Origin of the sequence: Microbacterium sp. NPDC076911, assembly GCF_040687125.1 — a bacterium.
Taxonomy (GTDB): domain Bacteria; phylum Actinomycetota; class Actinomycetes; order Actinomycetales; family Microbacteriaceae; genus Microbacterium.
Map to the genome: position 1 here is coordinate 93,961 of NZ_JBFBMP010000003.1, position 24,667 is coordinate 118,627.

The following is a 24,667-nucleotide window of genomic DNA, read 5'->3' on the forward strand; positions in this document are numbered from 1 at the left end:
CGGCGCGGCGGGATCACTCCCACCGCGCCGTTGCTCATTCCCGGGAGAGTTGAATGTCTGAGGCATTGAGCATTACAGCGAGCAGAGTTGACCCTGCGTTGCTTGAGTTGCCATGGTCGACCCCGCTGGCTGAGTGGCCATCCAGCCATATCGTTTTTCTCCCCAAGGGCATTTCACGACACCTTGTGAGGTTCGCGAACCTCTCGGGTCGTGTGGTTGCGATCAAAGAGACCACCGAAGCAATGGCACGCCGCGAGTACGACATGCTGGGCAATCTCGATCGCCTCGATGTTCCCTGTGTGAACCGCATTGCCGTGATCGCCGGACGCACCGATGCGTCAGGCCAGCAGCTGCCGGCGGCCCTGGTCACCGAGCACCTCAAGTTCTCGCTCCCCTATCGCGCCCTGTTCACCCAGATCTTGCGTCCCGATACGGCCACGCGCCTCGTCGATGCCCTCGCGGCGCTGCTCGTGCATCTGCACAACATCGGATTCTTTTGGGGCGATGTCTCGCTGTCCAACACTCTGTTCCGGCGCGACGCGGGCGCGTTCGCCGCCTACTTGGTGGATGCTGAGACCGGCGAACTGCATGAGAGTGGTCTGACGCCCGGGCAACGAGCCCATGACCTCGACGTTGCACGCACGAATATCGCTGGCGAGATCATGGACCTCGAGGCTGGTGGCAGGCTCGAAGGCGGCGTCGATGCGATCTCAATCGCCGACGGCATCATGTCGTCCTATCACGCACTCTGGGCGGCGCTCACCGACAAAGAGACATTCCGAGCCGATGAGTCATGGCGACTCACCGAACGGGTGCGCCGACTTAACGATTTGGGCTTTGACATCGGCGAGATGTCGATCGAAACCAAGTCCGACGGCACGAAGGTATCGATCCAGCCGAAGGTCGTCGACGCCGGTCACCATCAGCGTCGCCTCATTCGGCTCACCGGTCTCGATGTCGAAGAGAACCAAGCCCGCCGACTGCTGAACGACCTCGACGAGTTTCGCGCGCGCAGTTCGCGCTTCTCTGAAGATGAAGAGATGGCTGCACACGAGTGGATCACTCGTGTGTTCGAGCCAGTTGTGAAGTCGATCCCGTGGGATCTGCGCTCCAAACTCGAACCCGCTGAGGTGTTCCACCAGGTGCTTGAGCACCGCTGGTACGTGTCACAGCGCACCGGACGCTCGGTGCCTCTCGCTGAGGTGCTCTCGAGCTACATCGATGACGTGCTGCGTCACCGCCGCGACGAAGCTACCCTGATGGCGCCGCTGACCGAAACTCTGTCGTTGCCGATCATCACAGACACGCACGCGATCATCGATGAAGACGACGGCGTCGACTGGCGAGACCTGGTCTAGTTCAGCCAGGAGTCTGTTACTGCGGAGTCTCGTGTCGCGCGAGTGCTTTAGTACCCGACGCTGAAACGCTCGCGCGAGTGCTTCGGCTGTTCGACCTCGTCGATCACGGCAACCGCGAGGTCGGCGCCCGAGAGAGACGACTCTCCGGCAGCATCCGTCACGATCACATCGCCACCGTCGCGGTAGCTACCCGTGCGCTCTCCAGGGTTCCACGCACCGAAGCCCCCGGCGGGGTGCACATAGAACCAATCGCGAGCGGCAGGGCCCGCTTGCAAGTCTTCGAGCACGCCGATGGCTTCAAGAGCCTCGGGCTTGTACTCGTCGCTGAAAGACTCTTGGTCAACAAGGCGCTCACCGCCAGGAGCGATAAGGCTGCCACCGGCGCCGCCGATCACCCCGAGACGAACCGCGCGGGGCAACTCGGCGGCCAGCTCGGCGAGGTTCACGCGCAGTCGCCCAAGCATGGCGCCACGGGCCGCCACCGCAGAAATCACCACGTCGACGCCTTCGAGCTCGTTGACGAGCCACGGCACGTCGAGCAGTGTGCCCTCGAGATAGGTGGCGCCAGCCACGCGCTCTGACGGCAGCGAGCGTGCCACCGAGACCACGGTATGGCCTCGACTCACCGCTTCGGCCACGATATGACCGCCTGCGTAGCCAGTTCCTCCGATGACCGCGATGCGTGCCATGCCGCGCCCTACTTCGTGAGCTCTGAACGCATCGTTGACACCTGGTACAGGGCCACAGATGCGGCGATCCCGGCGTTCAACGACTCGGTCGCACCCGAGATGGGAATCGAGACAATCTGGTCGCAGGTTTCGGTGACCAGACGCGAGAGCCCCTTGCCTTCGGAGCCCACGACGATCACAACCGGTCGGTCAGCAAGCCCCAGAGCGGGCAATGAGACGTCACCGTCACCGTCAAGACCAAGGATGAACACTCCCTGCTTCTTGAACTCCTTGAGCGTGGTCGTCAGGTTCGGCGCAAGAGCAACCGGCGTGCGTGCAGCGGCACCGGCACTGGTTTTCCATGCAGCGGAGTTCACGCTCGCCGAACGGCGCTGTGGCACGATCACGCCGTGTCCGCCGAAGGCGGCCGTCGAGCGGATGATCGCACCGAGGTTTCGCGGATCGGTAATGCCATCGAGAGCGACGAGCAGCGGAACCTGGTCTCTATCGATGATCTGCTCGAGCAGATCTTGCGGGTGCGCGTACTCGTAGGGCGGCACCTTGAGCGCCACTCCCTGGTGCACGCCATCGAACCCGGCCATGCGGTCAAGCTCGGGGCGGGTAACCTCAAGCACGGGGATGCTGCGGTTCGTCGCCAGCGAGAGCATCTCTTTCACGCGGTCATCCATCTCGACGCGCTGCGCGATGTAGAACGCGCTCGCGGGGATCTTCGCGCGAAGAGCCTCAAGCACCGAATTACGACCGGTCACCGTTTCGGTGTCGTCTTCTTTCTTCGCCGAGCGCTGACGTGATCCACTCTGGCCGGAAGGCTTCGGCTTGCCGCCAGCTGCCGCGTAGCGATCCGCAGCAGCCTTGCGCTTGCCGGCAGGATGCCATGCGCGGTCTTCGGCCTTGGGCGTCGGCCCGCGACCTTCGAGCGACCGCTTGTTCTTGCCGCCGGTGCCCTTAGTAGGGCCTTTCTTATTGCCCTTGCTTGCGCCGGGGCGTCCTTGCTTAGCCATCGAGACTCCAATGTGTTCCGTTTGCGCTGTCTTCCAGCGAGATTCCTGCCGCGGCGATCGCATCGCGGATGCGATCGGCCCCAGCCCAGTCTTTGTTTGCCCGCGCCTCGGCGCGTTGCGTGATCATCGTCTGCACGAGCGTGTCGAGCGCAGTCGCTTCAGCTGTGCCATTCGTCGCGGCCCATTGAGCATTCAATGGGTTGAGTCCGAGAATCTGAAGCATCTCATGCACCTGCACTGCCAACGCGTGAGCCGTGGCGGTGTCGCCCGAGTCGAAAGCTGAGTTGCCTGCGCGCACAGCCTCGTGCACGCAGGCGAGCGCCTGGGGCACACTCAGATCGTCGTCCATCGCGACAGCGAATGCCTCGGGGAGCGCTGGCGCGGCAGCGTCATCGAGCACAGCAACGCGACGGGCGCGTTCGAGGAACGTGCGCAGTCGTTCGAGCGCAGCATCCGCTTCTTCAAAAGTCTTGTCTGAAATGTCGAGGCTCGAGCGGTAATGGGCGGCGGCAAGCGCGTATCGCACCACCAGCGGATCGTGAGCAGCGAGCAGATCGCCCGCGAGCACGAAGTTGAACAGCGACTTCGACATCTTCTGCCCGTCAACAGTGACGAGACCGTTGTGCACCCAGTAGCGCGCGAACGCATCGCCGGCCGCCGTCGATTGGGCGAGCTCGTTCTCATGGTGAGGAAAGCGCAAGTCAAGGCCACCGCCGTGAATGTCGAACTCCGCGCCGAGGTAGCGTCGCGCCATTGCCGAGCACTCAATGTGCCAGCCGGGACGGCCGCTCCCCCATGGCGAGCTCCAGACAGCCGAAGCGGGCTCTTCGGGTTTACTGCTCTTCCACAGCGCAAAGTCTTGCGGATTGCGCTTGCCCCGCGCATCCGCGTCGCTGGCAGGCTCCATCGCATCGAGTGATTGGCGCGTGAGCTCACCGTAGGCGGGCCACGAACGCACGTCGAAATACACGTCGCCCGACACCGCGTAGGCGTGACCCGCGTCGATCAGTCGTTGAATGAGCTCGTGCATCTGAGCTATCGACGCCGTGGCTCGTGGTTCGTAGGTCGGCGCCTGAACGCCGATCGCCTCGTAGGCATGAGTGAACTCACGTTCCATGCGGTACGCGAGAGCCCACCACGGCTCACTGTCGGTGGCATTGGCCAGCACCTTGTCATCAATGTCTGTCACGTTGCGCACAAACGTCACTCGCGTATAGCGATACGCAAGCCAACGGCGAAGGATGTCAAAGCCCAGCGCGCCACGCAGATGACCGATGTGAGGACCCGACTGCACCGTCGGTCCGCAGACATAGATTGTGATGTTTTCGGGGTCGATGGGTACGAAATCGCGCAATGCCTGCGCCTTGGTGTCATAGAGCCGTACCGTCACCGCACCAGCCTACCCGCGGGGCCTGTGTCAACACCCGGAGCGACCAGCCGGTAAAACTATATGGTGCCCTATGTTCTCGCCGTTCTTGCCGCTGCCCTGCTATTCGGCACCACCGGCACGGCGCAGGCGCTCGGGCCTGACAGCGCCACGCCTCTTGCACTGGGGGTGATGCGAATGGTGTTCGGCGGTACCGGCCTTGCTCTGATCGCCTTCACCCTGGCAGCGCGAATGTCGAGGCGGCGAGTAGATGCAGCGCCGCGTCCGCGTCTCGGCGCTCGACCCCTCTCGCTCATGCTCCTGACCGGTGTATGTCTTGCGCTCTACCAACCGCTGTTCTTTCTCGGCACCGAGCGCAATGGCGTCGCCATCGGCACCGTGATCGCACTGGGCTCGGCTCCGATTCTCGCCGGGTTGTTGGAGTGGGCGCTCACCCGGCGCATGCCGTCGTTCACCTGGGTCTCGGCCACGGTGCTGGCAACTGTCGGCGTGGCGATGCTCGGAGTCGGTGGCGAATCGGGCACCGTCGGCACCGACCCTGCCGGTCTCGCCAGCTCGGTCGCCGCCGGCGCATGCTTCGCCGTGATCGCTAATTCGCAGCGCACGCTGCTTGACGCTGGATGGGACCCTTTCACAGTCGTCGGGGCGATGGGAGCAAGCTCTGCCGCGCTGTCGGTGCTGTGCGTGCCATTCGTTGATCTGGAGTGGCTGAGAACGCCGAGTGGCCTATTCATGGCGCTCTGGGTGGGGCTGGCAGCAATCTCCGTCGCTTATGTGCTCTTCACGTGGGGGCTGAGCGGTTTGACGGCGGCCACCGCCGCCACATTGACCCTTGGCGAGCCCCTCACTGCGACGATTCTCGGCATCACCGTGTTGGGAGAACAGCTGTCGCCGCTCGCCATTGTGGGCCTCATGATTCTCACCGGCGGCTTGGCACTGCTCGCGTGGGGCTCACGAACACAGCGCGACCCTGGTCCATACGCCGTGGAAGGTTGAGCGTCGCAGCTGAGCCAAAGAGCCCTGCTGCGCCGTTACGGGTGCTGAGCCTGTTTACGCCGGAACAATGAGTGCGACGGCGAACGCCGAGACGCCTTCGCCGTGGCCCGTGAAACCGAGCCCGTCAGTCGTGGTTGCCGTGACTGACACGGGCGCGCCGCCGAGAGCCGCCGACAGCACTGCTTGCGCGTCTACACGGCGCGCCGAAAACCGGGGGCGATTCGCTTGCACCTGCACCGAGACGTTCCCGATCCGCCAGCCAGCTTCAACCAGCAGCGCGCGGGTGCGGCTCAGAAACGCTTCGGCGTGTGCACCTGCATATTCGGGATAGTCGGTTCCGAAATGGGTGCCGATATCACCGAGACCTGCCGCGGCGAGCAGTGCATCGACGATTGCATGCGCAACAGCATCGCCATCGGAATGACCAGACAGAGCCCGCTCGCCAGGCCATTCCAACCCGGCAAGCCAAAGGTTGCCTTCACCACCGAACGCGTGCACATCGGTGCCGACGCCCACTCGTGGGATGACGTGCAGGTCGTTCATGACCCGATCAGGCTGTTCGATAGCAGATGGCGTGATGAGGCTCTGAGCGCGTTCCAGGTCGTCACGGGTGGTGATCTTGAACGAACGCGCATCGCCAGCGACCGTTGCTACCCGGTGGCCGGCCTCGGCAACGAGCGCTGCGTCATCGGTGAACTCGGCGGTCGCCGCGTGGTACGCGGCGTCGAGTACATCGCGACGGAACCCTTGCGGAGTTTGCGCCGCCGCGAGATGCGAACGATCGACGTGCCCGGTAATCGTAGATTCGTCGACACGCTTGATGGTGTCGACGACGGGCAGCACCGGGATCACTGCGACAGCACCCGCGTCGATCTCGGCGATCACTCGTTCAAACACTGCCGGGGGCGTGAGTGCCCTGGCGGCATCGTGCACAAGAACGATGTCGATATCAGCCCACAGCGCGGCGAGCCCTGCGGCCACAGACCCCTGTCTGGTGGGGCCACCGACCACGACGGAAGTGACATCCGCCTTGTCTGGCGCCACAGCCAGAGCGTCGGTAAGGGCGTCACCCGAGCGCGATTCGGGTGCAACGATCACGACCTGCGCGTTCGGCGCGCCAAAAACGCCATGAAGGCAGTGCCAGAGAATGCTGTGGCTGTCGATTCCGACAAACGCCTTCGGAGCACCAGCTCCCAGACGCGTGCCAGAACCGGCAGCGACGACGATGACAGCGACGCGCGGTACGGGTGTAATGCTCACCCGAGAAATCTAGCTTGCGAGAACCTCGTCGAGCAGAACACTGGCTTTTTCTTCGTCAGTCTTCTCTGCAAGAGCGAGCTCCGAGATGAGAATCTGCTTCGCCTTGGCGAGCATTCGCTTCTCGCCAGCGGAGAGTCCGCGATCTTGATCGCGACGCCACAGGTCACGAACGACCTCGCTGACCTTGATGACGTCGCCCGAGGCGAGCTTCTCAAGGTTTGCCTTGTATCGACGCGACCAGTTGGTCGGTTCTTCAGTGAACGGCGCACGCAACACATCGAAAACCTGGTCAAGGCCTTCTTTGCCAATGACATCGCGAACGCCGACCAAATCGACGTTCTCTGCAGGAACCTCAATAATCAGGTCACCCTGGGTGACGTTGAGCTTCAGATATTTCTTCGTCTCACCCCGGATGATCCGGTCTTTGACCTCGATGATCGTTGCTGCACCGTGGTGGGGGTAAACGACCGTCTCGCCAACCTCAAAAAGCATGGAGTTATGTCCCTTCGGCAACCTCCAGGATAACACAGGCAACATACGCTAAGGTACGCCGCCTACTCGCACACACCCCTTCTGCAGCGCGAGATGCCATGCCGACACCACGGGCGTTACGCGGAGACCATAGAATGCAAGAGTCGTTGTCACCCGCACTTGGAGGATCCGTGAAATCGCGCCTCATCGCGTCGCTCGCCGTAGGCGCTGCCCTCGTTGTCACTACAACGGGCTGCAGCATGATCGCTCCGCAGGCGACCACTATTCAATACGCCGCCGCAGAGGGCGTGAACGTTCCGGACTCCGGACCGATTGAGGTACGAAACGCCTTCATCGTTGCTACCGATGACGGCTCAGAGGGAAACTTCATCGCCGCGCTCATCAATGACACCGACCTTTCGCACACGTTGAGCATTCAGCTGGGTGAAGGCGCGACGAAGATCACCGAAACCGTGCGCGTTCCCGCACGCACCACCCTGAGTCTTGGTGCCGATGATGAGCCGCTGTTGCTCACCGATCTCGATGCGCTTCCTGGCACCGTCGTTCTTGGCTACTTCGAATCAGATGGCACCGGAAGCCCCATCGTCGATGTTCCCGTTCTTGACGGAGAGCTCGACTACCTCGCACCTCTGGTTCCGTAGCTAGACAGCCTCAGAACAACAATCGCGCCCCGTGATGATCACGGGGCGCGATTCGTTTTTGGTTCAGTCTTCGAAACGGTAGCCCAGGCCGCGGACGGTCACGAGCTTGGCCGGTACGGCGGGGTCTGCCTCAATGCGTGAACGGATCCGCTTGATGTGCACGTCAAGTGTCTTGGTGTCGCCGAAGTAGTCACTCCCCCACACCCGGTCAATCAGCTGACCGCGAGTGAGCACCCTCCCGGAATTGCGCATCAGCACCTCGAGCAGTTCGAATTCCTTCAGCGGCATGCTGATCTCGTTGCCCGCGACAGTCACCGAGTGCCGGTCGATGTCGAGCACCACGCGACCACCGTCAAGCACCCGATCCTCGAGGTCAGAATCAGGCACAGCCAATCGCCGCAGGACCGCGCGCATGCGAGCGAGAAGCTCCCGCGCCGAGTACGGCTTGGTCATGTAATCGTCGGCGCCCAGCTCAAGGCCCACCACGATGTCAACCTCGGAGTCCTTGGCGGTGAGCATGATGATCGGCACCGCAGAGGTGGTGCGAATCTGCCGGCAGACTTCGGTTCCAGGCATTCCGGGCAACATCAGGTCGAGCAAGACGATGTCGGCGCCGTCGGCGTTGTACGCAGCCAATGCGGCGGGACCGTCCTCCGCGATCTCGACTTCGTAGCCCTCACGTCTGAGCAGGTAGGCGAGCGGGTCGGACAGATCTGGTTCGTCCTCGACGATTAAGACGCGGGTCATTTGATGTCTCCATTCGTGGGACGTGCGGTGGCCTCGCCACCCTTGTCCTTCTTGTTCTTTTTTTTCTTCTTGCGCTGCTTCGGGGCTTCGTGATCAGGCGCGGCGATCTGCGGCAGCCGGATCGTGAACGTCGATCCCCGCCCAGGTCGAGACCAGAGTGCGACTTCACCACCGTGCAGTTGGATCGCGTGCTTGACGATGGCGAGCCCGAGCCCGCTGCCGCCCGTGCGCCGAGCGCGTGCGGGATCAGCACGGTAGAAGCGCTCAAAGACACGCGCCTGGTCCCCTTCAGCGATGCCGATGCCACGGTCTGTGATCGCAACCTCAACCACGTTCTCGACGGCCTTCACGCCCACACCAACACTCGAGTCTCGCGAGGAGTACACAATTGCGTTGGAAATGAGATTCGCGACAGCTTCGCTGAGGATCTGCGGATCGCCACGCACGTACAACCCGCGCTCGCCGCCACGCGTAATCTTGATGCCCGCAGCTTCTGCCTGCAACGCGTGCGCTTCAATCGCGCCCGCGACAACTTCGTCGACCGACACGTCACGTTGAGCGTTGATCACGTCGCCCGATTGAAGGCGCGAGAGACTCATGATTCGCGCGGTGAGGTTCGACAAGCGCCCCGCCTCAGCAAGAAGCCGCGTAGCGAAAACCCGCACCTGTGGCGGGTCGTCAGCAGCAGACTCAATCGCTTCCGCTAGCAAGCTCACGGCGCCGACCGGAGTCTTCAGCTCATGGCTGGTGTTCGCGACAAAATCGCGCCTCATCTGTTCCACGCGCTCGTTCTCTGTGATGTCGCGCATCACCAGCAACGTCAGCCGTGTTGAAATTCGCGTCGCACGAACGACGACAAGTCTGGGTTCTGCGGGCAACGCTCCCTTACGGATGCGCAATGTCTCGGTCGTCGCGGTGTCGACGGTGCGAACGTTGCGAACAACCTGCCGCAATTCGTCGTTGGCGAGAATCTCCCCTTCTTCCAACCCGAAGGGCACGGCCGGCCGAGATGCTGCCACGATTCGCATTGAAGAGTCGACGACTACTGCCGCATCATCGATAGCGTGCAAGACAGACGAGACGCCGTCAGGAACGTCCACGGAAACAGCTGCGAGAGCTCGGTCGCGGGCGCGGAGTGATGCGACAATGACGGCTGCCACAGATCCGCCGATGAAGATTCCCGCAAGAAGCGCGACCAACGCCAGTTGCGTTTCGTTCATTCTCACAGCGTATGGTGCCTGGAGGTGTGTGCACGTGAAAACGTCCCGTCACCGGTGTGACCGGGCTACTATTCACCGCGGCAGCACCATTCGTTAACCTTCGCGCGCCAGAATCACTGGCGTCGCGCGGGCGGATGCCTGCCAAAGATCATGAGAGGTGCATCAGATGCGCGAAGTATTCCATCAGTCGCTCGAAGACGTCCAAGACCGGATCGTCGAAATTTCAGAACTCGTTACCGTTGCCATCGACAAGGCGACGCGAGCCTTCGGCACCAGCGACGTAACTCTCGCTGAAGAAGTGATCGAAGCCGACGCGATCATCGACGAGAAAGCAATCGCGCTCGACGAGCTCGCCATTGAGATTCTCGCCCGCCAGCAGCCTGTCGCACGCGATCTGCGCGTCGTGGTGAGCGCATTGCGCACGAGCGCATCGCTAGAGCGCATGGGCGACATCGCCGAGCACATCGCACAGCTGACGCGCATGCGATTCCCTGAACGCGCCATCCCGAAGGGCCTCAAGGGCACCTTCCGGAAGATGGGCGAGCACGACGTCGAGGTCGCCCGCGCACTCACCGAGCTGCTGCGCACGCGTGACCTGTCGCTCATCGAGAAGTTGCGCGATGCCGACGACAAACTCGATGAACTGCACGCCTCGGTGTTCGAAAAGGTGTTGAGCGACAGCTGGCGGGGTGAGGCTGGCGCCACGGTCGATGCGACCTTGGCGAGCCGCTACCACGAGCGTTTCGCTGACCACGCGGTCTCGGTAGCGAAGAAGGTCGCCTACCTGACCACCGGAGACTGGGTCGTTACAACCGACACGATCGACATCGTCGTTGCTTCCGGCGCACAGCAGACCAACGCTGACTCGGTCGATGTGCTCGAAGTCGGCGACGTCGTCGAGGTCACCGATATCGACACCACTACTCAGCCGTAGCGGCTAGACATACGAAGAGAGCGGATGCCCTAGGGCATCCGCTCTCTTCGTATGTGCAACCAGGCGCTATTTGCCCTGGTTAGCCACGGCTGCAGCGCCAGCGGCAGCGGCCTCGGGGTCAAGGTACTCGCCCGGACCAAGCGGGTTGAGGTCTTCGTCGAGGCGGTAGACGAGCGGAATTCCGGTCGGAATGTTCAGCTCTGCAATGTCGTCATCGCTGATGCCGTCGAGGTGCTTGACCAATCCGCGTAGCGAGTTGCCGTGCGCGGTCACCATCACGGTCTTTCCTGCCTTGAGGTCGGGAACGATGTCACTCGACCAGTAGGGCAGCAAACGATCGATGACAAGCTTCAACGACTCGGTGTGGGGAATGTCACCGTCGATGCCCGCGTAGCGGGGATCGTTCACCTGGCTGAACTCTGAGTCAGCATCAAGCTCGGGCGGCGGCACGTCGAACGAACGACGCCACAGCATGAACTGTTCCTGGCCGAACTCTTCGAGCGTTTGCGCTTTGTCTTTTCCCTGGAGCGCGCCGTAGTGGCGCTCGTTCAGGCGCCAGGAGCGCTTGACGGGAATCCACAGTCGGTCGGCCGTATCGAGTGCGAGGTTGGCGGTTTGAATCGCGCGGCTCAGCAGCGAGGTGTGCAGGACATCAGGCAGGATGCCAGCTGCGGCGAGCAGTTCGCCGCCGCGGGCAGCTTCAGCTTTGCCCTTCTCAGTAAGGCGGACGTCGACCCAACCGGTGAAGAGGTTGAGTTCGTTCCACTCGCTCTGGCCGTGGCGGAGGAGGATCAGCGTATGCGGGGCGGTCATGTGCCCAATGATATCGGCTTGGGTCTCATCCATAGTTCTGCACACCATCGACCCTCATCCCCTCGACGACACGTCGTTCTACAAACGCGGCACAGCCTCACGCGCTTCGTTCGGGTTCACCCCAGCAGCAACCAGAAGATCGACCACAATCGGCCGAAGAGAGGCGATGAGGTTCTGATCCCCCAAAGATGCATCGGGGGCGAGCGTGCGCGGGTCAAGGTGCGCCGCTACGGCGAACAGTTGTGCGCGCGCCTCGGGTTCAACCGAGATGTCGGTCAGCGAGGCGCTGACGACGGCTGCACCCCGAAAAATGTCGCTCACCAGATCTGCGGCGAGCGGCCGCGCAAGCGCATCGTCTGACAAATAGACCGCACGGCGCGCCACCACCCGCAGCGTTCTCACGACGAGGTCCAAAGAGCTGTAAATGCGGGACTGCCTTTCGAGTTCGAATCGGCGGCGGCGCGTGAAGGGTGAGATCCGCGAGATCGCAAGCCCCGACTCGAGAGACTCTCCCCAGTTCTCCATCACCGGCTGCAGCCCGCGGGCCTTTTCCAGCGCGCGGGCCGCACGCATGCGGTCGCCACGACGCAGCGCCTGACTGAGGGTAGCTGCAGCATCCTGAACTGCCGCGAATGCTGCGGCGCCGTCGCGCAACGTCGCGCGCAAGGGATTGCGTGGAATGAGAGACGTCACCAAGACGGCGGCGATGCCGCCAATGAGCCCATCGAGCAGCCGCACGAACGGCACCCCGACCGGCAGAGCCATGACGATAATCGCCTGAATGGCTGCTGCGATCGCGAAGCTCGCCTTCGGCGAGATGAAACGAGCCACGATGAGCGCGACAGCCACCGACAGCCCAAGCTGCCACACACCAGAGCCTGCGAGGATCAACAGCAACTCTGCTACGAGAATGCCCACGAGCATTCCCACAATCGTCTCAACCACGCGGATCGGGCGAGCATCACGCACCAGCCCGAGGCTCGACACGGTCACAGTGGCTGCCAGAAGCGGGGTGGGGTGCCCCAGCACCTCGGACGCAAACCAATATGCGCAAGACGCTGCCACCACGATCTGTGTAATCGCGATGGCAGAGTCGCGTACGCGCCGCAATCCCGGTCGCGGGTCAAAGCGTGAATGCCAGCGGGTGGGGATTGTCGTCGTCTGCGGATCAGTCATCGACGGTGCCTAGCGGCGACGAAGCATCCGCCTCAATCATGTGGCGCGAGCACGCCGCGAGAGACGTGGCATACGAGGCACACCCGCGGTAGCTCCCGCCTCGGGCGGCACAATGATCTCTTGCGCGGCAGTAATCGCGCCGTTGTCGGTCTCTACGAGAAGAACTTCTTCGATCGGCGTCGTGCGCTTCACCAGCGCCAGAGCGATGGGCCCTTCTTCGTAGTGCAGCGCCACCGACGTGATGGATCCCACCACGGTTTCATCCTTCAGCACGTCTGCCCCCACGGTCGGCAGTGTGCTGCCGCTGCCATCGAGCTGCAACGCGACAAGGCGGCGAGGCGGATGACCGAGGTTATGGACCTTCGCCACGGTTTCTTGCCCGCGGTAGCAGCCCTTGCTCAAGTGCACCGCGGTTCGCAACCAGTCCACTTCGTGCGGAAGCGTCCGCTCGTCGGTTTCCATCGACCAGCGCGGCCGCCAAGCAGCTATGCGAAGCGCATCCGCCGCAGCAAGACCCGAGATCTCAAGATCGCCTGCCGCTGCAGCATCGGCAAGCCTCTTCGCTTCACCGTGAGTTGCGATCACTTCGACCCAGTCTCGGGCTGATCCAGGATGCGGATCGGCAACAGCGTAGGCCCAGCCTCCCACCGAGACGGTGGGCCACGGGTCGACCCACACCAGAGACACTCCCGCAGGCTCCGCCGCGGTGACGAGCTGCGCTCCTGACCTCGAGGCGCCAAAGACGCAGTACTCGTCACTCGCGTCGCGCACCTCAACCCGCAGCCGGAATCGCATGCGGGTGAGCCATGATGCCAGCGCCTGTGCACCACTTCGTTCGACGATGAGCCACGCTGTAACGCCGTCGTCGATTACCGACGCCGCGTGCTCGATATGACCGTGCGGGTCAAGAACGAGCAGTTCGCTGCTCGTTCCGGGAGCAAGTGCAGTGAGAGCCTGCGAAGTCAACGAATCAAGCCATGACAGCCGGTCTTCGCCCGATACCGCCAAGACCTTGCGATCGGCGAGCGGGGCAATCGACGTACCGCGAGCGAGTGAGCGTTGCTCGCCCAGCGGATTGCCCAGATGAACGAGCCCGCGCTCGTCAGCTACCGCCCCCGCGAGAGTGTGGAACACAGCGTCCATCACTCGAGCCGCGCAAGCCGCGCGGAGGCATGAGAGCTGAGCTCTTTTCCGAGAGCGGCGATGTCCCATGCCCACAGAAGGTGACCGTCTACGAGGCCATACATACGAGTTGCCGCGCCATAGGGTTTCGCACCCTCCGGGCGCACGATCGCGTCGGTTGCGATATCAACGCGAGGACCGGCGATCTGGCCGAGATACAACTCGCTTACGCCGTTGGAATGCACCAGCGAGACTTCGATGTCGAATGCTCCCGCATCGTTGCGAAGCTTCTCGATGTCGTCGACCGTGCGCACGAGGGGCGAGCCCAACGGGCTGAGCAGCGCGGGCCCCGCGTCGGAGTCCTCGGCGGGAAGCGCCAAGCGCCAATAGCCGACTTCAGAAACCAGCGAGGTGTGAGCGTCATCATCTCCGTGCAGCCACGCTGAGGCGGAGTAGTTCAAGAAGCTGCCACCATCGTGGCTGAAGCTCACCCGGTGGGTGAACTCACCCGCGAAATGGTGGTTCTCGGTCTCGTAGTCGATGACGCCGGTACCTTCCCAGACGCCGATCAGCCAAGAAAGCGGAGCCAGCTCGGCGGGAAGGTCAGTGGGCAAATCCAGCATCGCGCAGCCTTGCTCTAGCGCTGGCCGCGATACAGGTTCTTCAGCACGACGATCGAGACGAAGGCGATCGCAAGTGATGCGAGGCCCAGAAGTCCGACGAAGAACAATTCGAGCGCAACGAGATCCATGTGACTACCTTATCCGGGAACGACTTCTGCGAGCGCGAATCCCAAACTGATCACTCCGAGAACGAGCAGTGATCCGACCATGCTGCCGGCTACTCGAAGGATGAATCCGTCAGCGCGGCCAATCATGAGTTGCACGACGAAGGAGAGCATGAGGCAACCGCCGAGCGCCACTGCAAGCCATGCAGCACGCCAGTCAGCACCCACGAAGATGCCGATGACTACACCTGCAACCGCCGCCGCAAGCCACACGACCGCAATGGAGCCGAGAGATTGCCGCTGCGCGAGTTCTGGTTGGGACACATCACCATTGTGACGCACGTCGGCCACACGTGCACGAATCCCTAGAGGTAGGGGCGCGGGTGAACCCAAGATGAGCGTGCGTGTGAACATTCGCCGCCACGCTCTACACTGGGAGCACGGCGCGAGACCGGGCCGGAAAGGCACTCCTTTGGCACAGCTCCTTGTTTTGAGCTCCACGCACGGCGGCAGTCCAGTATTGCCGTCGCTGGAGCTGCTGAGCCATCGTGTTCGCCAGATTCCGGCGGAACCCGCCCAGCTCGTCAACGCTCCGAGCTCAGACATCATCTTTGTTGACGCGCGCGTTGACCTCGTCGGGGCCAAATCGCTCTGCAAGATTCTGAACACGACGGGCCTGGACGCTCCACTGCTGCTCATAGTCACCGAAGGCGGGCTCACGGCAGTTTCCCCTGACTGGGGCGTAGATGACGTCATTCTCGTCACTGCCGGACCCGCTGAAGTTGACGCACGTATTCGCCTCGCTATCGGCCGTCAATCGGCTGAGCAGGTTTCCACACGCATCCAAACCTCGGGGATCACGATCGACGAATCGTCGTACTCCGCCAAGGTTCACGGCAAACCGCTAGATCTCACCTACAAGGAGTTTCAGCTCCTTCACTTCTTCGCCACGCACCCGTCGCGGGTATTCACACGAGAGCAGTTGCTCAGCGAGGTCTGGGGCTACGACTATTTCGGCGGTACCCGCACGGTTGATGTGCACGTGCGTCGGCTGCGTGCCAAACTCGGTGATCTTGAGCAGTTGATCGGAACTGTGAGAAACGTCGGATATCGCTTCAACGTCTACGAAGAAGACCAAGTTCCCTCGCCGCGCGAGCGCTCAGAAGCCTAGGTCTGCAACCGTCAAACCGTGGTTCGTTCACGTGCGCGTCACCTGCGACTGCAATGATGAGTGGATGATCGAAAATGAGCCACTCGACGCTGGACTCGGCGGAGACGACGACGACGACTTCGACGTAACTGAGGAGTTTGACGCCCAGCTTCCTGAGCAGCGTTATCTTGACCGCGAGCTCAGCTGGCTTGCGTTCAACCAGCGCGTTCTTGAACTGGCTGAAGACCCAGCGGTACCGGCGCTCGAACGCGCGAACTTCCTCGCGATCTTCGCGAGCAACCTCGATGAGTTCTTCATGGTGCGCGTCGCTGGCCTGAAGCGCCGCATCTTGACCGGGTTGGCTGTTCCGACCAATGTCGGCCGTGCTCCCGCAGACGCTCTCGCTGATATCTCGACCGAAGCACACCGGCTGCAGCTGCGCCATGCGGACGTCTGGATGAACGAAGTGCGTCCCGCGCTCGCCGAATCGGGAATCGAGTTGGTCAAGTACGACTCGCTGAGCGACGACGACAAGACAACGATCTACGACTACTTCCACGCCCAGGTTTTCCCGGTCTTGATGCCGTTGGCCGTGGATCCCGCGCACCCGTTCCCCTACATCTCAGGCCTGTCACTGAACCTCGCCATCCGTATTCGCAATGCGCGCACCGGACGCCAGGAGTTCGCACGACTCAAAGTTCCCGCGATGCTCCCGCGCTTCGTGCCGTTGCCGTCACTCGATGGCCGGCTGCGCTACATGTCGATGGAAGACGTGATCTCCACCCATCTCGACGACCTGTTCCCGGGAATGGAGGTGCTCGATCACCACGCGTTCCGTCTGACCCGCAACGAAGACGTCGTCATCGAAGAAGACGAGTCCGAGAACCTGATCCAAGCGCTTGAAGCCGAGTTGCTTCGTCGCCGGTTCGGGCCGCCGATCCGCCTCGAGATCACCGACGACATGGACGATGTGACGCTGGATCTTCTGCTCAAGGAGCTTGAGATCACAGCGCAAGAGGTTTACCGCCTCACCGGTCCGCTTGACCTTCGGGGTCTTTTTGACCTGGGCCGCATTGACCGCCCTGACCTGCGTTACAAGCCGCATGTGCCCACAACACACCTGGCTTTCCAGCCGGGCGACAACAACGAGCGTCCCGATATCTTCGGCGCTATTCGCAAGAACGACGTGCTCGTGCACCACCCCTACGAGTCATTTGCAACGAGCGTGCAGGCATTTCTTGAACACGCGGCCAAAGACCCGCACGTGCTCGCAATCAAGCAGACGCTCTACCGCACTTCGGGCGACAGCCCAATCGTTGAAGCGCTGATCAACGCGGCCGAGGCGGGCAAACAAGTACTTGCCCTCGTAGAGATCAAGGCCAGGTTTGACGAAGCGGCCAACATCGTGTGGGCGCGCAAGCTCGAGAAAGCTGGCGTTCACGTGGTCTACGGGCTCGTGGGGCTCAAGACCCACTGCAAGCTCGCCCACGTCATTCGGGAAGAGAACGGCGTTCTTCGCAGCTACAGTCACATCGGCACGGGCAACTACAACCCCAAAACCAGCCGCATCTATGAAGATTTCGGACTGTTCACGGCCGATGATCAGGTCGGCCGCGATCTCACGCGTCTGTTCAACGAGCTCAGCGGCTACGCCATCGAGAAGAAGTTCAAGCGCCTTCTCGTCGCCCCGCTGCACCTGCGCAAAGGTCTGTTGCGGCTCATCGAAAAAGAGCGACAGAACGCGCTCGCGGGCAAAAAAGCCCGCGTGCGCATCAAGGTGAACTCCATGGTCGATGAACAGATCATCGATGCGCTCTACCGCGCCAGCCAAGCCGGCGTCTCGGTTGAGGTATGGGTGCGTGGCATCTGCTCGCTGCGGCCCGGCGTTGAGGGCATGAGCGAAAAGATCATCGTGCGCAGCATCTTGGGCCGGTATCTGGAGCACTCCCGCATCTTCTCGTTCGAGAACGACGGCGATCCGATTACCTACATCGGCAGCGCCGACATGATGCACCGCAACCTTGACCGCCGCGTCGAGGCGCTCGTTAAAGTCGTTGCTCCCGCACATCTGAAAGAGCTCCGTGACCTCTTCGATCTCGCGATGAGCGATGGCACCAGTTCTTGGCATCTTGGTGCTGACGGTGAATGGGTGCGACACTCTTTGGATGCTGAAGGCAAAGCGCTCGTCGACATTCAGGATCGCACCATGACCAACGTGCAGCGGCGACGCCGTGCACGGGCGGTGCGATGACCGACACAGCGGTATACGCTGCGGGCGGGGTGGTGTGGCGGCTTGTTGACGGCAAGCTGTATGTGCTGCTCATTCACCGGACGAAGTACCGTGATGTCACTCTGCCGAAGGGCAAGGTCGACCCCGGCGAGATGCTCGCCGAAACCGCCGTGCGCGAAATCTTCGAAGAGACCGGCATTCGTGTCGCGCTCGGCGTTCCAATCGGAGTGTCGCGCTACCACCTGCCCAGCAAGCGGCTCAAGATCGTGCACTACTGGGCGACAGAAGCCAGTGAAACCGCGGTGCGCGCCTCGGCCTTCGTGCCCAACCGCGAGATCGCGGCGATCGAGTGGGTCAGTTCGAAGAAGGCGCTCGGCCGCCTAAGTTACCCCGTCGACGTCGAGATCCTCGAGAACTTCCTCCACCTCGTCGATGACGGCGTCCTGGAGACCTTCCCGGTGGTCGTGTTGCGCCACGGACACGCAGTGTCGCGCAGCGACTGGGATGGCGAGGATTCAGACCGCCCGCTCAACCCCCGCGGCAAGAGCGAGGCGAAGACGATCGTCGGACCGCTTCTGGCTTTTGGCGCTGCCAAGATCGTCACCAGCAACGCCGTGCGATGCGCGAAGACCGTTGCCCCGTTGGCGAAGGCACTCGACCGCAAGGCAGAGAAGACCGAACTGCTCAGCCAAGCGGCGTGGGGGCGAGGCAAGGCCGATGTGAGAACGGTGATCGGTGAACGGGTGCGAGCACGCACGCCCGCGGTGATCTGCAGCCACCGCCCCGTGTTGCCCGAGATTCTGAGCGAGATCGCACTAGCGACCGGCACCCTTCCGGGCTCTTATCTCTCGAGCGCCGCGACGCTGGATCCGGCAGCTTTCTCTGTGGTGCACATATCGGCGCGCAACCCCGGTTCGGGCATTATCGCGATCGAAACTCACTCGCCCAAGGAGTAGGTCAGATGCCACCGCCCGGAGGACTGCAGATCCGCTGGGAGCGCGTTCCGCCCACCGAATCGCGCCGCGAGGTCGCATGGTCGCTGATTCGACGGACCGTGGGCGGCAGCATCCTGATCTCCAATCCTTGCGCGCGCTGCGGCGAACCTCATGGAGCCGTTCAGCTCTCAGACCCGCTCATGAACGCCAGCGTGTCATATGCCGGCGACTACGCCATTGTCGCGGTCGCGACCGGTGCTTTCGATGGCTTCGCGATCGATGCAGAACTGCGCGAGAGCGCGCTGCGGGATGACGTCGGATTCCAGGGCGTATTGCGCGACGACACCACCGCGACGATCAACGAGTGGGTGCGAGTCGAGGCCGCGCTGAAGGCAGACGGGCGCGGCCTGCGAGTAGATCCGGCCAGAGTTTCGCTCGAAGAACTCTCACCGCGACGGTGGACGGCGCACGTACCCGACAGACCAGCGATCAGCGGCTGGGATGTTGACGGCCCCGCTGGGGTGGTGATGGCTGCGGCCTACGCGCTCAGCGCGGCAACGCGGGAAGTGCGGTCTGATCCAGCCACGGTGTGAGCAGCTCGTTCGCTGATTCTCCGAGCGTGGCGCTCACGTGACGCCTAAAGTCTGCCGTCGAGACTGACTCTTCCGCGTGGGTGCCCGCCCACGCGCGCAACATCGCAAAGAAAGCCTGGTCGCCGACTGCGAGCCGCAGTGCATGCAGGGTCACCGCGCCTCGCTTGTAGACGCGGTCATCGAACATGAGTTCTGGACCAGGATCAGCCAACACAATGTCTTGCGCTGATCCCGCGAGCTTTCCGTAATAGTGGCGAACTTTCGAGCGCACCGAAGGACCACCCGACGCTTCGGACCACAGCCACTCTGCGTAGCAGGCGAAGCCCTCGTTGAGCCAGATGTCACGCCAGTGCCCGACGCCGACGCTATTGCCGAACCACTGGTGGGCAAGCTCGTGCGCGACGAGACGCTCACTGACACTGTCAAGGTGGTTGGAGCCGAACACGGCCATCCCTTGCGCCTCGAGAGGAATCTCTAACTCATCGGCGGTCACGACCAGCGTGCATGCGTCTTGCGGGTACGCGCCGAACATCTCGGTGAACACCGAGAGCATTCGTGGAACCGGAGTAAATGCGCTGTCGACAGCTGATCGCAGCGCGGGCGGGTTCACGATGGTGACGTTCGCGGGGGTGTCGGTAGCTTCTCGAGCCATCGAACGCGTCTCGTAGCGTCCGAAATGCAAGGCCGTCAGATAGGTAGCTGTTGGCACTTTCGAGGTGAAAGTGTGAGCCACCATTTGGCCTCGGCGCTCGGTGCTCACCGGAACGCCCGTCGACACTGCGGTATAGCCCGCATCGGTGGCCACCGTGATGGTGTAGCGGGCGCGGTCGTCGGGCCGATCGTTGCAGGGAAACCAGGTGCCCGCACCAATCGGCTGCGAGGCGACCAGGGCCCCATCTTCAAGCTCTTCGAACCCAAGAGCGCCCCACCTGGTGCGCCGAGGTGCCGGTGAGCCGCCATAGGTAACGTCGACAGAGAACCGCTCCCCCGGTTGCATCTGGCGCGGCAGCGTTACCCGCAGCTTTCGCGGACCTTGCTTGTGGGCGGTTCGGCGGTCGCCATCCGCGCGAACCTTGGTCGCGCGCAACCCAATCAGATCGAGGGCGATCGATGACGTGGCAGTGGCAGCCACGGCGTTGATAGTCGCCCGCGCGTCGAGCCGATTCGTTCGCACCCGGTAGGTGACGTCCAGCTCGTACGACTCCACGTCGTACGAACGATCGCCGCTGCTCGGGGTGTACTCGTCAGCGTCAGTCACGATGTCGACTGGTACGAACGCACCTTGACCGCGCGCCACGGTCCGATTGGGTTTCCGCTCCATCGAGAACCGACAGGCACAGTCTCACCGCGCATCACGAGCGAGGCCGGGCCGACTGTCGCATTCGCACCAACCGTCGCCCCTGGAAGAACCACGCTGTGCGGCCCCAGGGTTGCGCCTTGCTCGAGTTCCACAGAATCCATACTCATGATTCGATCATGGAAGAGGTGTGTCTGCACAACGCAGCCGCGGTTCACGGTCGATCCGTCGCCGAGGGTGACCAGATCTGGTTCAGGAAGCCAGTAGCTCTCACACCAGACGCCGCGACCGATCTTCGAGCCCAGCGTGCGCAACCAGACGGCGAGCGCGGGGGTTCCCGACGCCGCGCGCGCAAACCACGGTGCTGCCACCATCTCGGTGAACGTATCTGATACCTCGGTGCGCCATACAAAACTTGACCACAGCGGCTGCTCGCCCGCTCGGATCACACCGACAATCACCCACTTCGCGAGGGTTGAGACACCTGCCGCGACCGCGCCGGCAATCAGCATCACAATTCCCGACAGCAAGATAGTCCACACGCCACCAACGCTCTGCCACAGGGCGGCGAGAGCGAAGATCACGAGCAGTCCGATCGCGCACGTCACGATAACGGGCACAATGCGCCCGAGTTCCCACAGCGCCCGCGCAATGCGCAAGCCAGCAGTAGGACGGTAGGTGCGGCTCTGGTCACCCTCAGCGTTGAGCCTGCGCAAGCGCACGGCCGGAGAACCGAGCCATGACGAGCCTGGCTTCGCTTTCGCCGGCGCAGCCGAGAGCACAGCAACGAGCCCGTCGCGCGGCACACGGTGCCCAGGGGCCGCCATGCCCGAGTTTCCGAGGAACGCGCGCTTGCCGATGCGAACCGGTCCGAGGCGCAGCCAGCCGCCTCGCAGCTCATACGAGCCGACCATGGTGTCATCGGCGAGGAATGCCCCGTCGTCGATTCGCGTCATCGAGGGAATGAGCAGAACAGTGGATGCTTCAACACTCCGCCCGACACGCGCGCCGAGCATTCTCAGCCACACCGGCGTGAACAGGCTCGAGTACAGCGGGAACAAGACGCCACGCGCTGAATCAAGCAGACGTTCGATGGTCCACGCTTGCCAGCCGACGCGACTTCGCACGGGATGCATGCCCGCGTGGAGCCCGATCGACAACAACCGGACCGCGAGCACAACCGCCCCGGCAAACACGAGTCCCACGGTCAGCACAGCGGGAATGAGCCAGATGAAGGCGGCCCCGAGAGCTGACGAGAGATCGGCTGCTCCCTGAATTCCCAGTGCAAGAACCAGCGCCCCCACGGCGAACGAGAACAACGGGAGCACTGCCAGGGCAAGCGAAGACGCTGCGTAAGCCCACAACCATCGCCGAGGAGCGGGCGCGCGTTCGGTGGGCCACTCGGAGTTGACACCTCCCACTCGCACGGCCGGTGAACCTGCCCACGACTGGTCGGCGCGCACTCGTCCGAAGACGGCTGATCCCGGTGCTACCTCGGCGCGTTGGCCGATGCGGGTTCCCGGCGCCAGCGTGCTGCGCGCTCCGATGGTTGCATTTGCGCCGATACGCACCTGACCGATGCGCACGACGTCGCCGTCAATCCACGTGCCGGTGAGATCTACCTCCGGCTCCACCGCGGCGCCATCACCGATCTCGAGCATGCCGGTGATCGGCGGCAGCGTGTGCATGTCGACACCCTTGCCGATCTTCGCGCCGAGGGCGCGCGCATAGGAGAGCACCCAAGGTGCACCTGCGAGCCCGACAGCGTCAATCTGATCGGCAATCTGCTCGGCTAGCCAGAGTCGAAGGTGAACCGAACCACCGCGCGGATAATCTCCGGGGCGAACGCCGGCGAGAAGGATTCGAGCGCTGAGCGCGGCGATGCCCATTCGCCCGAACGGAGTAGCGAACACGAGGAGGCCGAGCAGCAGTGCCCACCACTCGACGGCCGGCAATGCATCGAAGCCTGGGAACAGGCGCAGTATCGCGCTGGCTGTCAACAGATAGAGCAGCCATCTCACCCCGGAAAGAATGAACAGCGGCACACCCAAGAGGGTTTGCACCCATTGGGTCGAGCGGGGCGTCGGCAGCGGCTTGTGATATTCCCCAGAAGCTTCTTCGGCGAGCGGCCCCAGCGCTTTGGCCATCGTGCTCAACCGTGGCACGTCGTAGACGTCAGCGACGGAGAACTCCGGAACTCTCGCGCGGATACGCGAGACGAGCTGTGCGGCCGCAAGTGATCCGCCACCCAAGTCGAAGAAGTCCGCTCTGCGACTGGGCACGGCAAGCCCGAGCACTGTCTGCCACTGCTCCGCCAGCCAGGTCTCAGTGGGCGATAGTCCTTCAATGGGCGAATCTACGCCGGGCAGCGGCCACGGAAGCGCGGCTCGGTCTACTTTGCCCGAGGTGCGCACCGGCAACTCGTCAACGATCGCAAGCAGCGGCACAATCGCGGCGGGCAGCTTCTCAGAGAGCAGGGCCCGCGCGTGCGAAGTGTCGAAGTCGGTGCCGACCTCATTGGCGACGAGGTAGCCCACCAGCACGGGCACACCCGCACCAGTGGTGCGCACGGCTGCGGCCGCGGCAGTGACGCCGGGTAGATCCTGAAGCGCGTTCTCGACCTCACCGAGCTCGATGCGGCGGCCACCGACTTTCACCTGGTCATCGGCGCGGCCGACGAAGAGCAGCCCTTCGGCCTCATAGCGAACGAGGTCGCCGGAGCGGTAGGCGCGGTCCCAGCCCAACGCGGGCATGGGCGCGTACTTTTCTGCGTCTTTGGCGGGATCGAGGTAGCGGGCGAGTCCGACGCCGCCGATAATGAGCTCGCCAGTTTCGCCTTCTGCGACCCGGCGCCCTTCAGCATCCACCACTGCCAAGACCCAGCCGTTGAGAGGAAGCCCAATGCGCACCGGCCCGGCGCCGAGCGGTGCGGCACACGCCACGACTGTCGCTTCGGTCGGTCCGTAGGTGTTCCACACCTCACGGCCATCAGCCGCGAGGCGAGCAGCAAGCTCGGGCGGGCACGCTTCGCCGCCGAAGATCAACAGTCGAACGTTCTCAATCGCGTCTTCAGGCCACATCGCTGCCAGCGTGGGAACCGTCGATACCACCGTGATGCCCTGGCGAATCAGCCACGGGGCGAGGTCAGCGCCAGAGCGAACGAGCGATCGTGGCGCGGGCACCAGGCACGCACCGTGTCGCCAGGCGAGCCACATCTCTTCACACGATGCGTCGAAAGCAACCGAGAGCCCTGCAAGCACACGATCCTGTGGACCAAGAGGCTCGGGCTGCAAAAAGAGCTGCGCTTCAGCATCGACGAAAGCGGCAGCCGAACGATGCGAGACGGCCACGCCCTTGGGCACTCCGGTAGAACCCGAAGTGAAAATGATCCAAGCATCGTCGGTGAGATCAGGCGGCGGCACTGTGACGATGGCGTGCGTGCTCGGGTGGGCGGCCGCGCCCTCGAACAGCCCCGACCCTGACAAAGGCTCGGCGGCTGCCGCAGGCGTGTAGATACCCGGGTCATTGATGATCCCGACGACGTCTGCCTCTCCGAACACCAGTCGGGCGCGCTCATCGGGGTCATCGACGTCGACCGGCACGTAAGCGGCGCCAGCGGCGAGGATAGCCAGAATCGACACGTACAGCTCTTTGGAGCCGGACGCCACACGCACACCGACCCGGTCACCACGACGCACCCCTGCTTCATGCAGCGCTGCCGCGGTTTGACCCACGCGGGCCATCAGTTCGCGGTAACTCAGCGCTCCCGAACCGTCATCAATTGCAGATGCTTCGGGATGCAGCTTGGTGGTCTCGCGAAGAATGTCAACGAGCGTGCGTTCGGGCGGGGTTCGCGGCGAACCATCCAGCTCGAGCTGAATGTTGCCCTCCGGGATCAA

The 24,667-nt window shown here is 63.0% G+C and carries 22 protein-coding genes; 8 read left to right on the forward strand and 14 right to left on the reverse strand.

Going from position 1 to position 24,667, the window contains the following annotated elements; all coding sequences use genetic code 11:
- Positions 1-53: 53 nt before the first annotated feature.
- Positions 54-1,358: a DUF4032 domain-containing protein gene (locus tag AB0O81_RS05230; RefSeq protein ID WP_363581971.1), complete on the forward strand. Its 1,305-nt coding sequence runs from the start codon at positions 54-56 to the stop codon at positions 1,356-1,358.
- A gap of 47 nt (positions 1,359-1,405) precedes the next feature.
- On the opposite strand, the gene AB0O81_RS05235 is transcribed toward AB0O81_RS05230, so the two are convergent.
- From AB0O81_RS05235 to cysS, 3 genes are read right to left on the reverse strand one after another with little or no spacing between them, the layout of a single operon-like run.
- Positions 1,406-2,047, reverse strand: coding sequence for an NAD(P)H-binding protein (locus AB0O81_RS05235; protein ID WP_363581973.1), 642 nt, complete (start codon positions 2,045-2,047; stop codon positions 1,406-1,408).
- Between the two features lie 8 nt (positions 2,048-2,055).
- On the reverse strand, positions 2,056-3,048 hold the full coding sequence (gene rlmB / locus AB0O81_RS05240; RefSeq protein ID WP_363581975.1) for a 23S rRNA (guanosine(2251)-2'-O)-methyltransferase RlmB: 993 nt from the start codon (positions 3,046-3,048) through the stop codon (positions 2,056-2,058).
- A complete protein-coding gene (gene cysS, locus AB0O81_RS05245) occupies positions 3,041-4,438 on the reverse strand; it encodes a cysteine--tRNA ligase (protein ID WP_363581977.1) in 1,398 nt (465 codons plus the stop codon). The genes rlmB and cysS overlap by 8 nt, the downstream gene beginning before the upstream one ends.
- A gap of 60 nt (positions 4,439-4,498) precedes the next feature.
- Here cysS and AB0O81_RS05250 point away from each other — a divergent pair, with 60 nt between their 5' ends.
- Positions 4,499-5,431 (forward strand): DMT family transporter, encoded by a 933-nt coding sequence (locus AB0O81_RS05250; RefSeq protein ID WP_363581979.1) that lies wholly within the window; start codon positions 4,499-4,501, stop codon positions 5,429-5,431.
- A gap of 54 nt (positions 5,432-5,485) precedes the next feature.
- Here AB0O81_RS05250 and ispD read toward each other — a convergent pair whose 3' ends face one another.
- Complete coding sequence (gene ispD / locus AB0O81_RS05255) at positions 5,486-6,691, reverse strand: 2-C-methyl-D-erythritol 4-phosphate cytidylyltransferase (protein WP_363581981.1); 1,206 nt, start codon at positions 6,689-6,691, stop codon at positions 5,486-5,488.
- A gap of 9 nt (positions 6,692-6,700) precedes the next feature.
- Positions 6,701-7,183, reverse strand: coding sequence for a CarD family transcriptional regulator (locus AB0O81_RS05260; protein WP_363581983.1), 483 nt, complete (start codon positions 7,181-7,183; stop codon positions 6,701-6,703).
- 170 nt (positions 7,184-7,353) lie between these two features.
- Between AB0O81_RS05260 and AB0O81_RS05265 the strand changes: the two genes are divergently transcribed.
- Positions 7,354-7,824, forward strand: coding sequence for a DNA modification methylase (locus AB0O81_RS05265; RefSeq protein ID WP_363581985.1), 471 nt, complete (start codon positions 7,354-7,356; stop codon positions 7,822-7,824).
- Between the two features lie 63 nt (positions 7,825-7,887).
- On the opposite strand, the gene AB0O81_RS05270 is transcribed toward AB0O81_RS05265, so the two are convergent.
- Both AB0O81_RS05270 and AB0O81_RS05275 read right to left on the reverse strand, forming a co-directional pair.
- Complete coding sequence (locus AB0O81_RS05270) at positions 7,888-8,571, reverse strand: response regulator transcription factor (protein ID WP_363581987.1); 684 nt, start codon at positions 8,569-8,571, stop codon at positions 7,888-7,890.
- Positions 8,568-9,791 carry an ATP-binding protein gene (locus AB0O81_RS05275; protein WP_363581989.1) on the reverse strand — a complete coding sequence of 408 codons (1,224 nt, stop codon included), beginning with the start codon at positions 9,789-9,791 and terminating at the stop codon, positions 8,568-8,570. Before AB0O81_RS05275 ends, AB0O81_RS05270 begins: the two co-directional genes overlap by 4 nt.
- A 166-nt stretch (positions 9,792-9,957) precedes the next feature.
- Here AB0O81_RS05275 and phoU point away from each other — a divergent pair, with 166 nt between their 5' ends.
- Positions 9,958-10,725 carry a phosphate signaling complex protein PhoU gene (gene phoU, locus AB0O81_RS05280; protein ID WP_363581991.1) on the forward strand — a complete coding sequence of 256 codons (768 nt, stop codon included), beginning with the start codon at positions 9,958-9,960 and terminating at the stop codon, positions 10,723-10,725.
- A 66-nt stretch (positions 10,726-10,791) separates the two neighbouring features.
- Here the strand turns inward: phoU and AB0O81_RS05285 are convergent, their stop codons facing one another.
- From AB0O81_RS05285 to AB0O81_RS05305, 5 genes are all read right to left on the reverse strand, one after another.
- Positions 10,792-11,538 carry a phosphoglyceromutase gene (locus tag AB0O81_RS05285; protein WP_363581993.1) on the reverse strand — a complete coding sequence of 249 codons (747 nt, stop codon included), beginning with the start codon at positions 11,536-11,538 and terminating at the stop codon, positions 10,792-10,794.
- A 78-nt stretch (positions 11,539-11,616) separates the two neighbouring features.
- Positions 11,617-12,714 (reverse strand): FUSC family protein, encoded by a 1,098-nt coding sequence (locus AB0O81_RS05290; RefSeq protein WP_363581995.1) that lies wholly within the window; start codon positions 12,712-12,714, stop codon positions 11,617-11,619.
- Between the two features lie 36 nt (positions 12,715-12,750).
- On the reverse strand, positions 12,751-13,857 hold the full coding sequence (locus AB0O81_RS05295) for a folate-binding protein (protein ID WP_363581997.1): 1,107 nt from the start codon (positions 13,855-13,857) through the stop codon (positions 12,751-12,753).
- Complete coding sequence (locus tag AB0O81_RS05300; protein ID WP_363581999.1) at positions 13,857-14,459, reverse strand: FABP family protein; 603 nt, start codon at positions 14,457-14,459, stop codon at positions 13,857-13,859. The genes AB0O81_RS05295 and AB0O81_RS05300 overlap by 1 nt, the downstream gene beginning before the upstream one ends.
- Positions 14,460-14,596: 137 nt before the next feature.
- Complete coding sequence (locus AB0O81_RS05305; RefSeq protein ID WP_363582001.1) at positions 14,597-14,887, reverse strand: hypothetical protein; 291 nt, start codon at positions 14,885-14,887, stop codon at positions 14,597-14,599.
- Positions 14,888-15,035: 148 nt separating this feature from the next.
- Here AB0O81_RS05305 and AB0O81_RS05310 point away from each other — a divergent pair, with 148 nt between their 5' ends.
- From AB0O81_RS05310 to AB0O81_RS05325, 4 genes are all read left to right on the forward strand, one after another.
- The gene (locus tag AB0O81_RS05310) at positions 15,036-15,734 is read left to right on the forward strand and encodes a response regulator transcription factor (protein ID WP_363582003.1); all 699 of its coding nucleotides are present in this window, start codon (positions 15,036-15,038) and stop codon (positions 15,732-15,734) included.
- A 64-nt stretch (positions 15,735-15,798) separates the two neighbouring features.
- Complete coding sequence (locus AB0O81_RS05315; RefSeq protein ID WP_363582005.1) at positions 15,799-17,964, forward strand: RNA degradosome polyphosphate kinase; 2,166 nt, start codon at positions 15,799-15,801, stop codon at positions 17,962-17,964.
- Positions 17,961-18,899, forward strand: coding sequence for an NUDIX domain-containing protein (locus AB0O81_RS05320; RefSeq protein ID WP_363582007.1), 939 nt, complete (start codon positions 17,961-17,963; stop codon positions 18,897-18,899). The genes AB0O81_RS05315 and AB0O81_RS05320 overlap by 4 nt, the downstream gene beginning before the upstream one ends.
- Positions 18,900-18,904: 5 nt before the next feature.
- Positions 18,905-19,471 (forward strand): chemotaxis protein CheY, encoded by a 567-nt coding sequence (locus AB0O81_RS05325; RefSeq protein ID WP_363582009.1) that lies wholly within the window; start codon positions 18,905-18,907, stop codon positions 19,469-19,471.
- Here the strand turns inward: AB0O81_RS05325 and AB0O81_RS05330 are convergent.
- Both AB0O81_RS05330 and AB0O81_RS05335 read right to left on the reverse strand, forming a co-directional pair.
- Positions 19,425-20,729: a M1 family metallopeptidase gene (locus AB0O81_RS05330; protein WP_363582011.1), complete on the reverse strand. Its 1,305-nt coding sequence runs from the start codon at positions 20,727-20,729 to the stop codon at positions 19,425-19,427. The two genes, AB0O81_RS05325 and AB0O81_RS05330, sit on opposite strands and share 47 nt — an antisense overlap.
- On the reverse strand, positions 20,726-24,667 hold the full coding sequence (locus AB0O81_RS05335) for a Pls/PosA family non-ribosomal peptide synthetase (protein ID WP_363582618.1): 3,942 nt from the start codon (positions 24,665-24,667) through the stop codon (positions 20,726-20,728). Before AB0O81_RS05335 ends, AB0O81_RS05330 begins: the two co-directional genes overlap by 4 nt.

Bases quoted from the DNA above. Each gene is read 5' to 3' on its own strand.
- AB0O81_RS05250 (WP_363581979.1), top strand. From the start codon at position 4,499: ATGGTGCCCTATGTTCTCGCCGTTCTTGCCGCTGCCCTGCTATTCGGC.
- AB0O81_RS05315 (WP_363582005.1), top strand. From the start codon at position 15,799: ATGATCGAAAATGAGCCACTCGACGCTGGACTCGGCGGAGACGACGAC.
- AB0O81_RS05320 (WP_363582007.1), top strand. From the start codon at position 17,961: ATGACCGACACAGCGGTATACGCTGCGGGCGGGGTGGTGTGGCGGCTT.
- AB0O81_RS05270 (WP_363581987.1), bottom strand. From the start codon at position 8,571: ATGACCCGCGTCTTAATCGTCGAGGACGAACCAGATCTGTCCGACCCG.
- AB0O81_RS05285 (WP_363581993.1), bottom strand. From the start codon at position 11,538: ATGACCGCCCCGCATACGCTGATCCTCCTCCGCCACGGCCAGAGCGAG.
- AB0O81_RS05260 (WP_363581983.1), bottom strand. From the start codon at position 7,183: ATGCTTTTTGAGGTTGGCGAGACGGTCGTTTACCCCCACCACGGTGCA.
- rlmB (WP_363581975.1), bottom strand. From the start codon at position 3,048: ATGGCTAAGCAAGGACGCCCCGGCGCAAGCAAGGGCAATAAGAAAGGC.
- AB0O81_RS05300 (WP_363581999.1), bottom strand. From the start codon at position 14,459: ATGCTGGATTTGCCCACTGACCTTCCCGCCGAGCTGGCTCCGCTTTCT.
- AB0O81_RS05295 (WP_363581997.1), bottom strand. From the start codon at position 13,857: ATGGACGCTGTGTTCCACACTCTCGCGGGGGCGGTAGCTGACGAGCGC.
- phoU (WP_363581991.1), top strand. From the start codon at position 9,958: ATGCGCGAAGTATTCCATCAGTCGCTCGAAGACGTCCAAGACCGGATC.
- AB0O81_RS05275 (WP_363581989.1), bottom strand. From the start codon at position 9,791: ATGAACGAAACGCAACTGGCGTTGGTCGCGCTTCTTGCGGGAATCTTC.
- AB0O81_RS05235 (WP_363581973.1), bottom strand. From the start codon at position 2,047: ATGGCACGCATCGCGGTCATCGGAGGAACTGGCTACGCAGGCGGTCAT.
- AB0O81_RS05230 (WP_363581971.1), top strand. From the start codon at position 54: ATGTCTGAGGCATTGAGCATTACAGCGAGCAGAGTTGACCCTGCGTTG.
- AB0O81_RS05325 (WP_363582009.1), top strand. From the start codon at position 18,905: ATGCCACCGCCCGGAGGACTGCAGATCCGCTGGGAGCGCGTTCCGCCC.
- AB0O81_RS05290 (WP_363581995.1), bottom strand. From the start codon at position 12,714: ATGACTGATCCGCAGACGACGACAATCCCCACCCGCTGGCATTCACGC.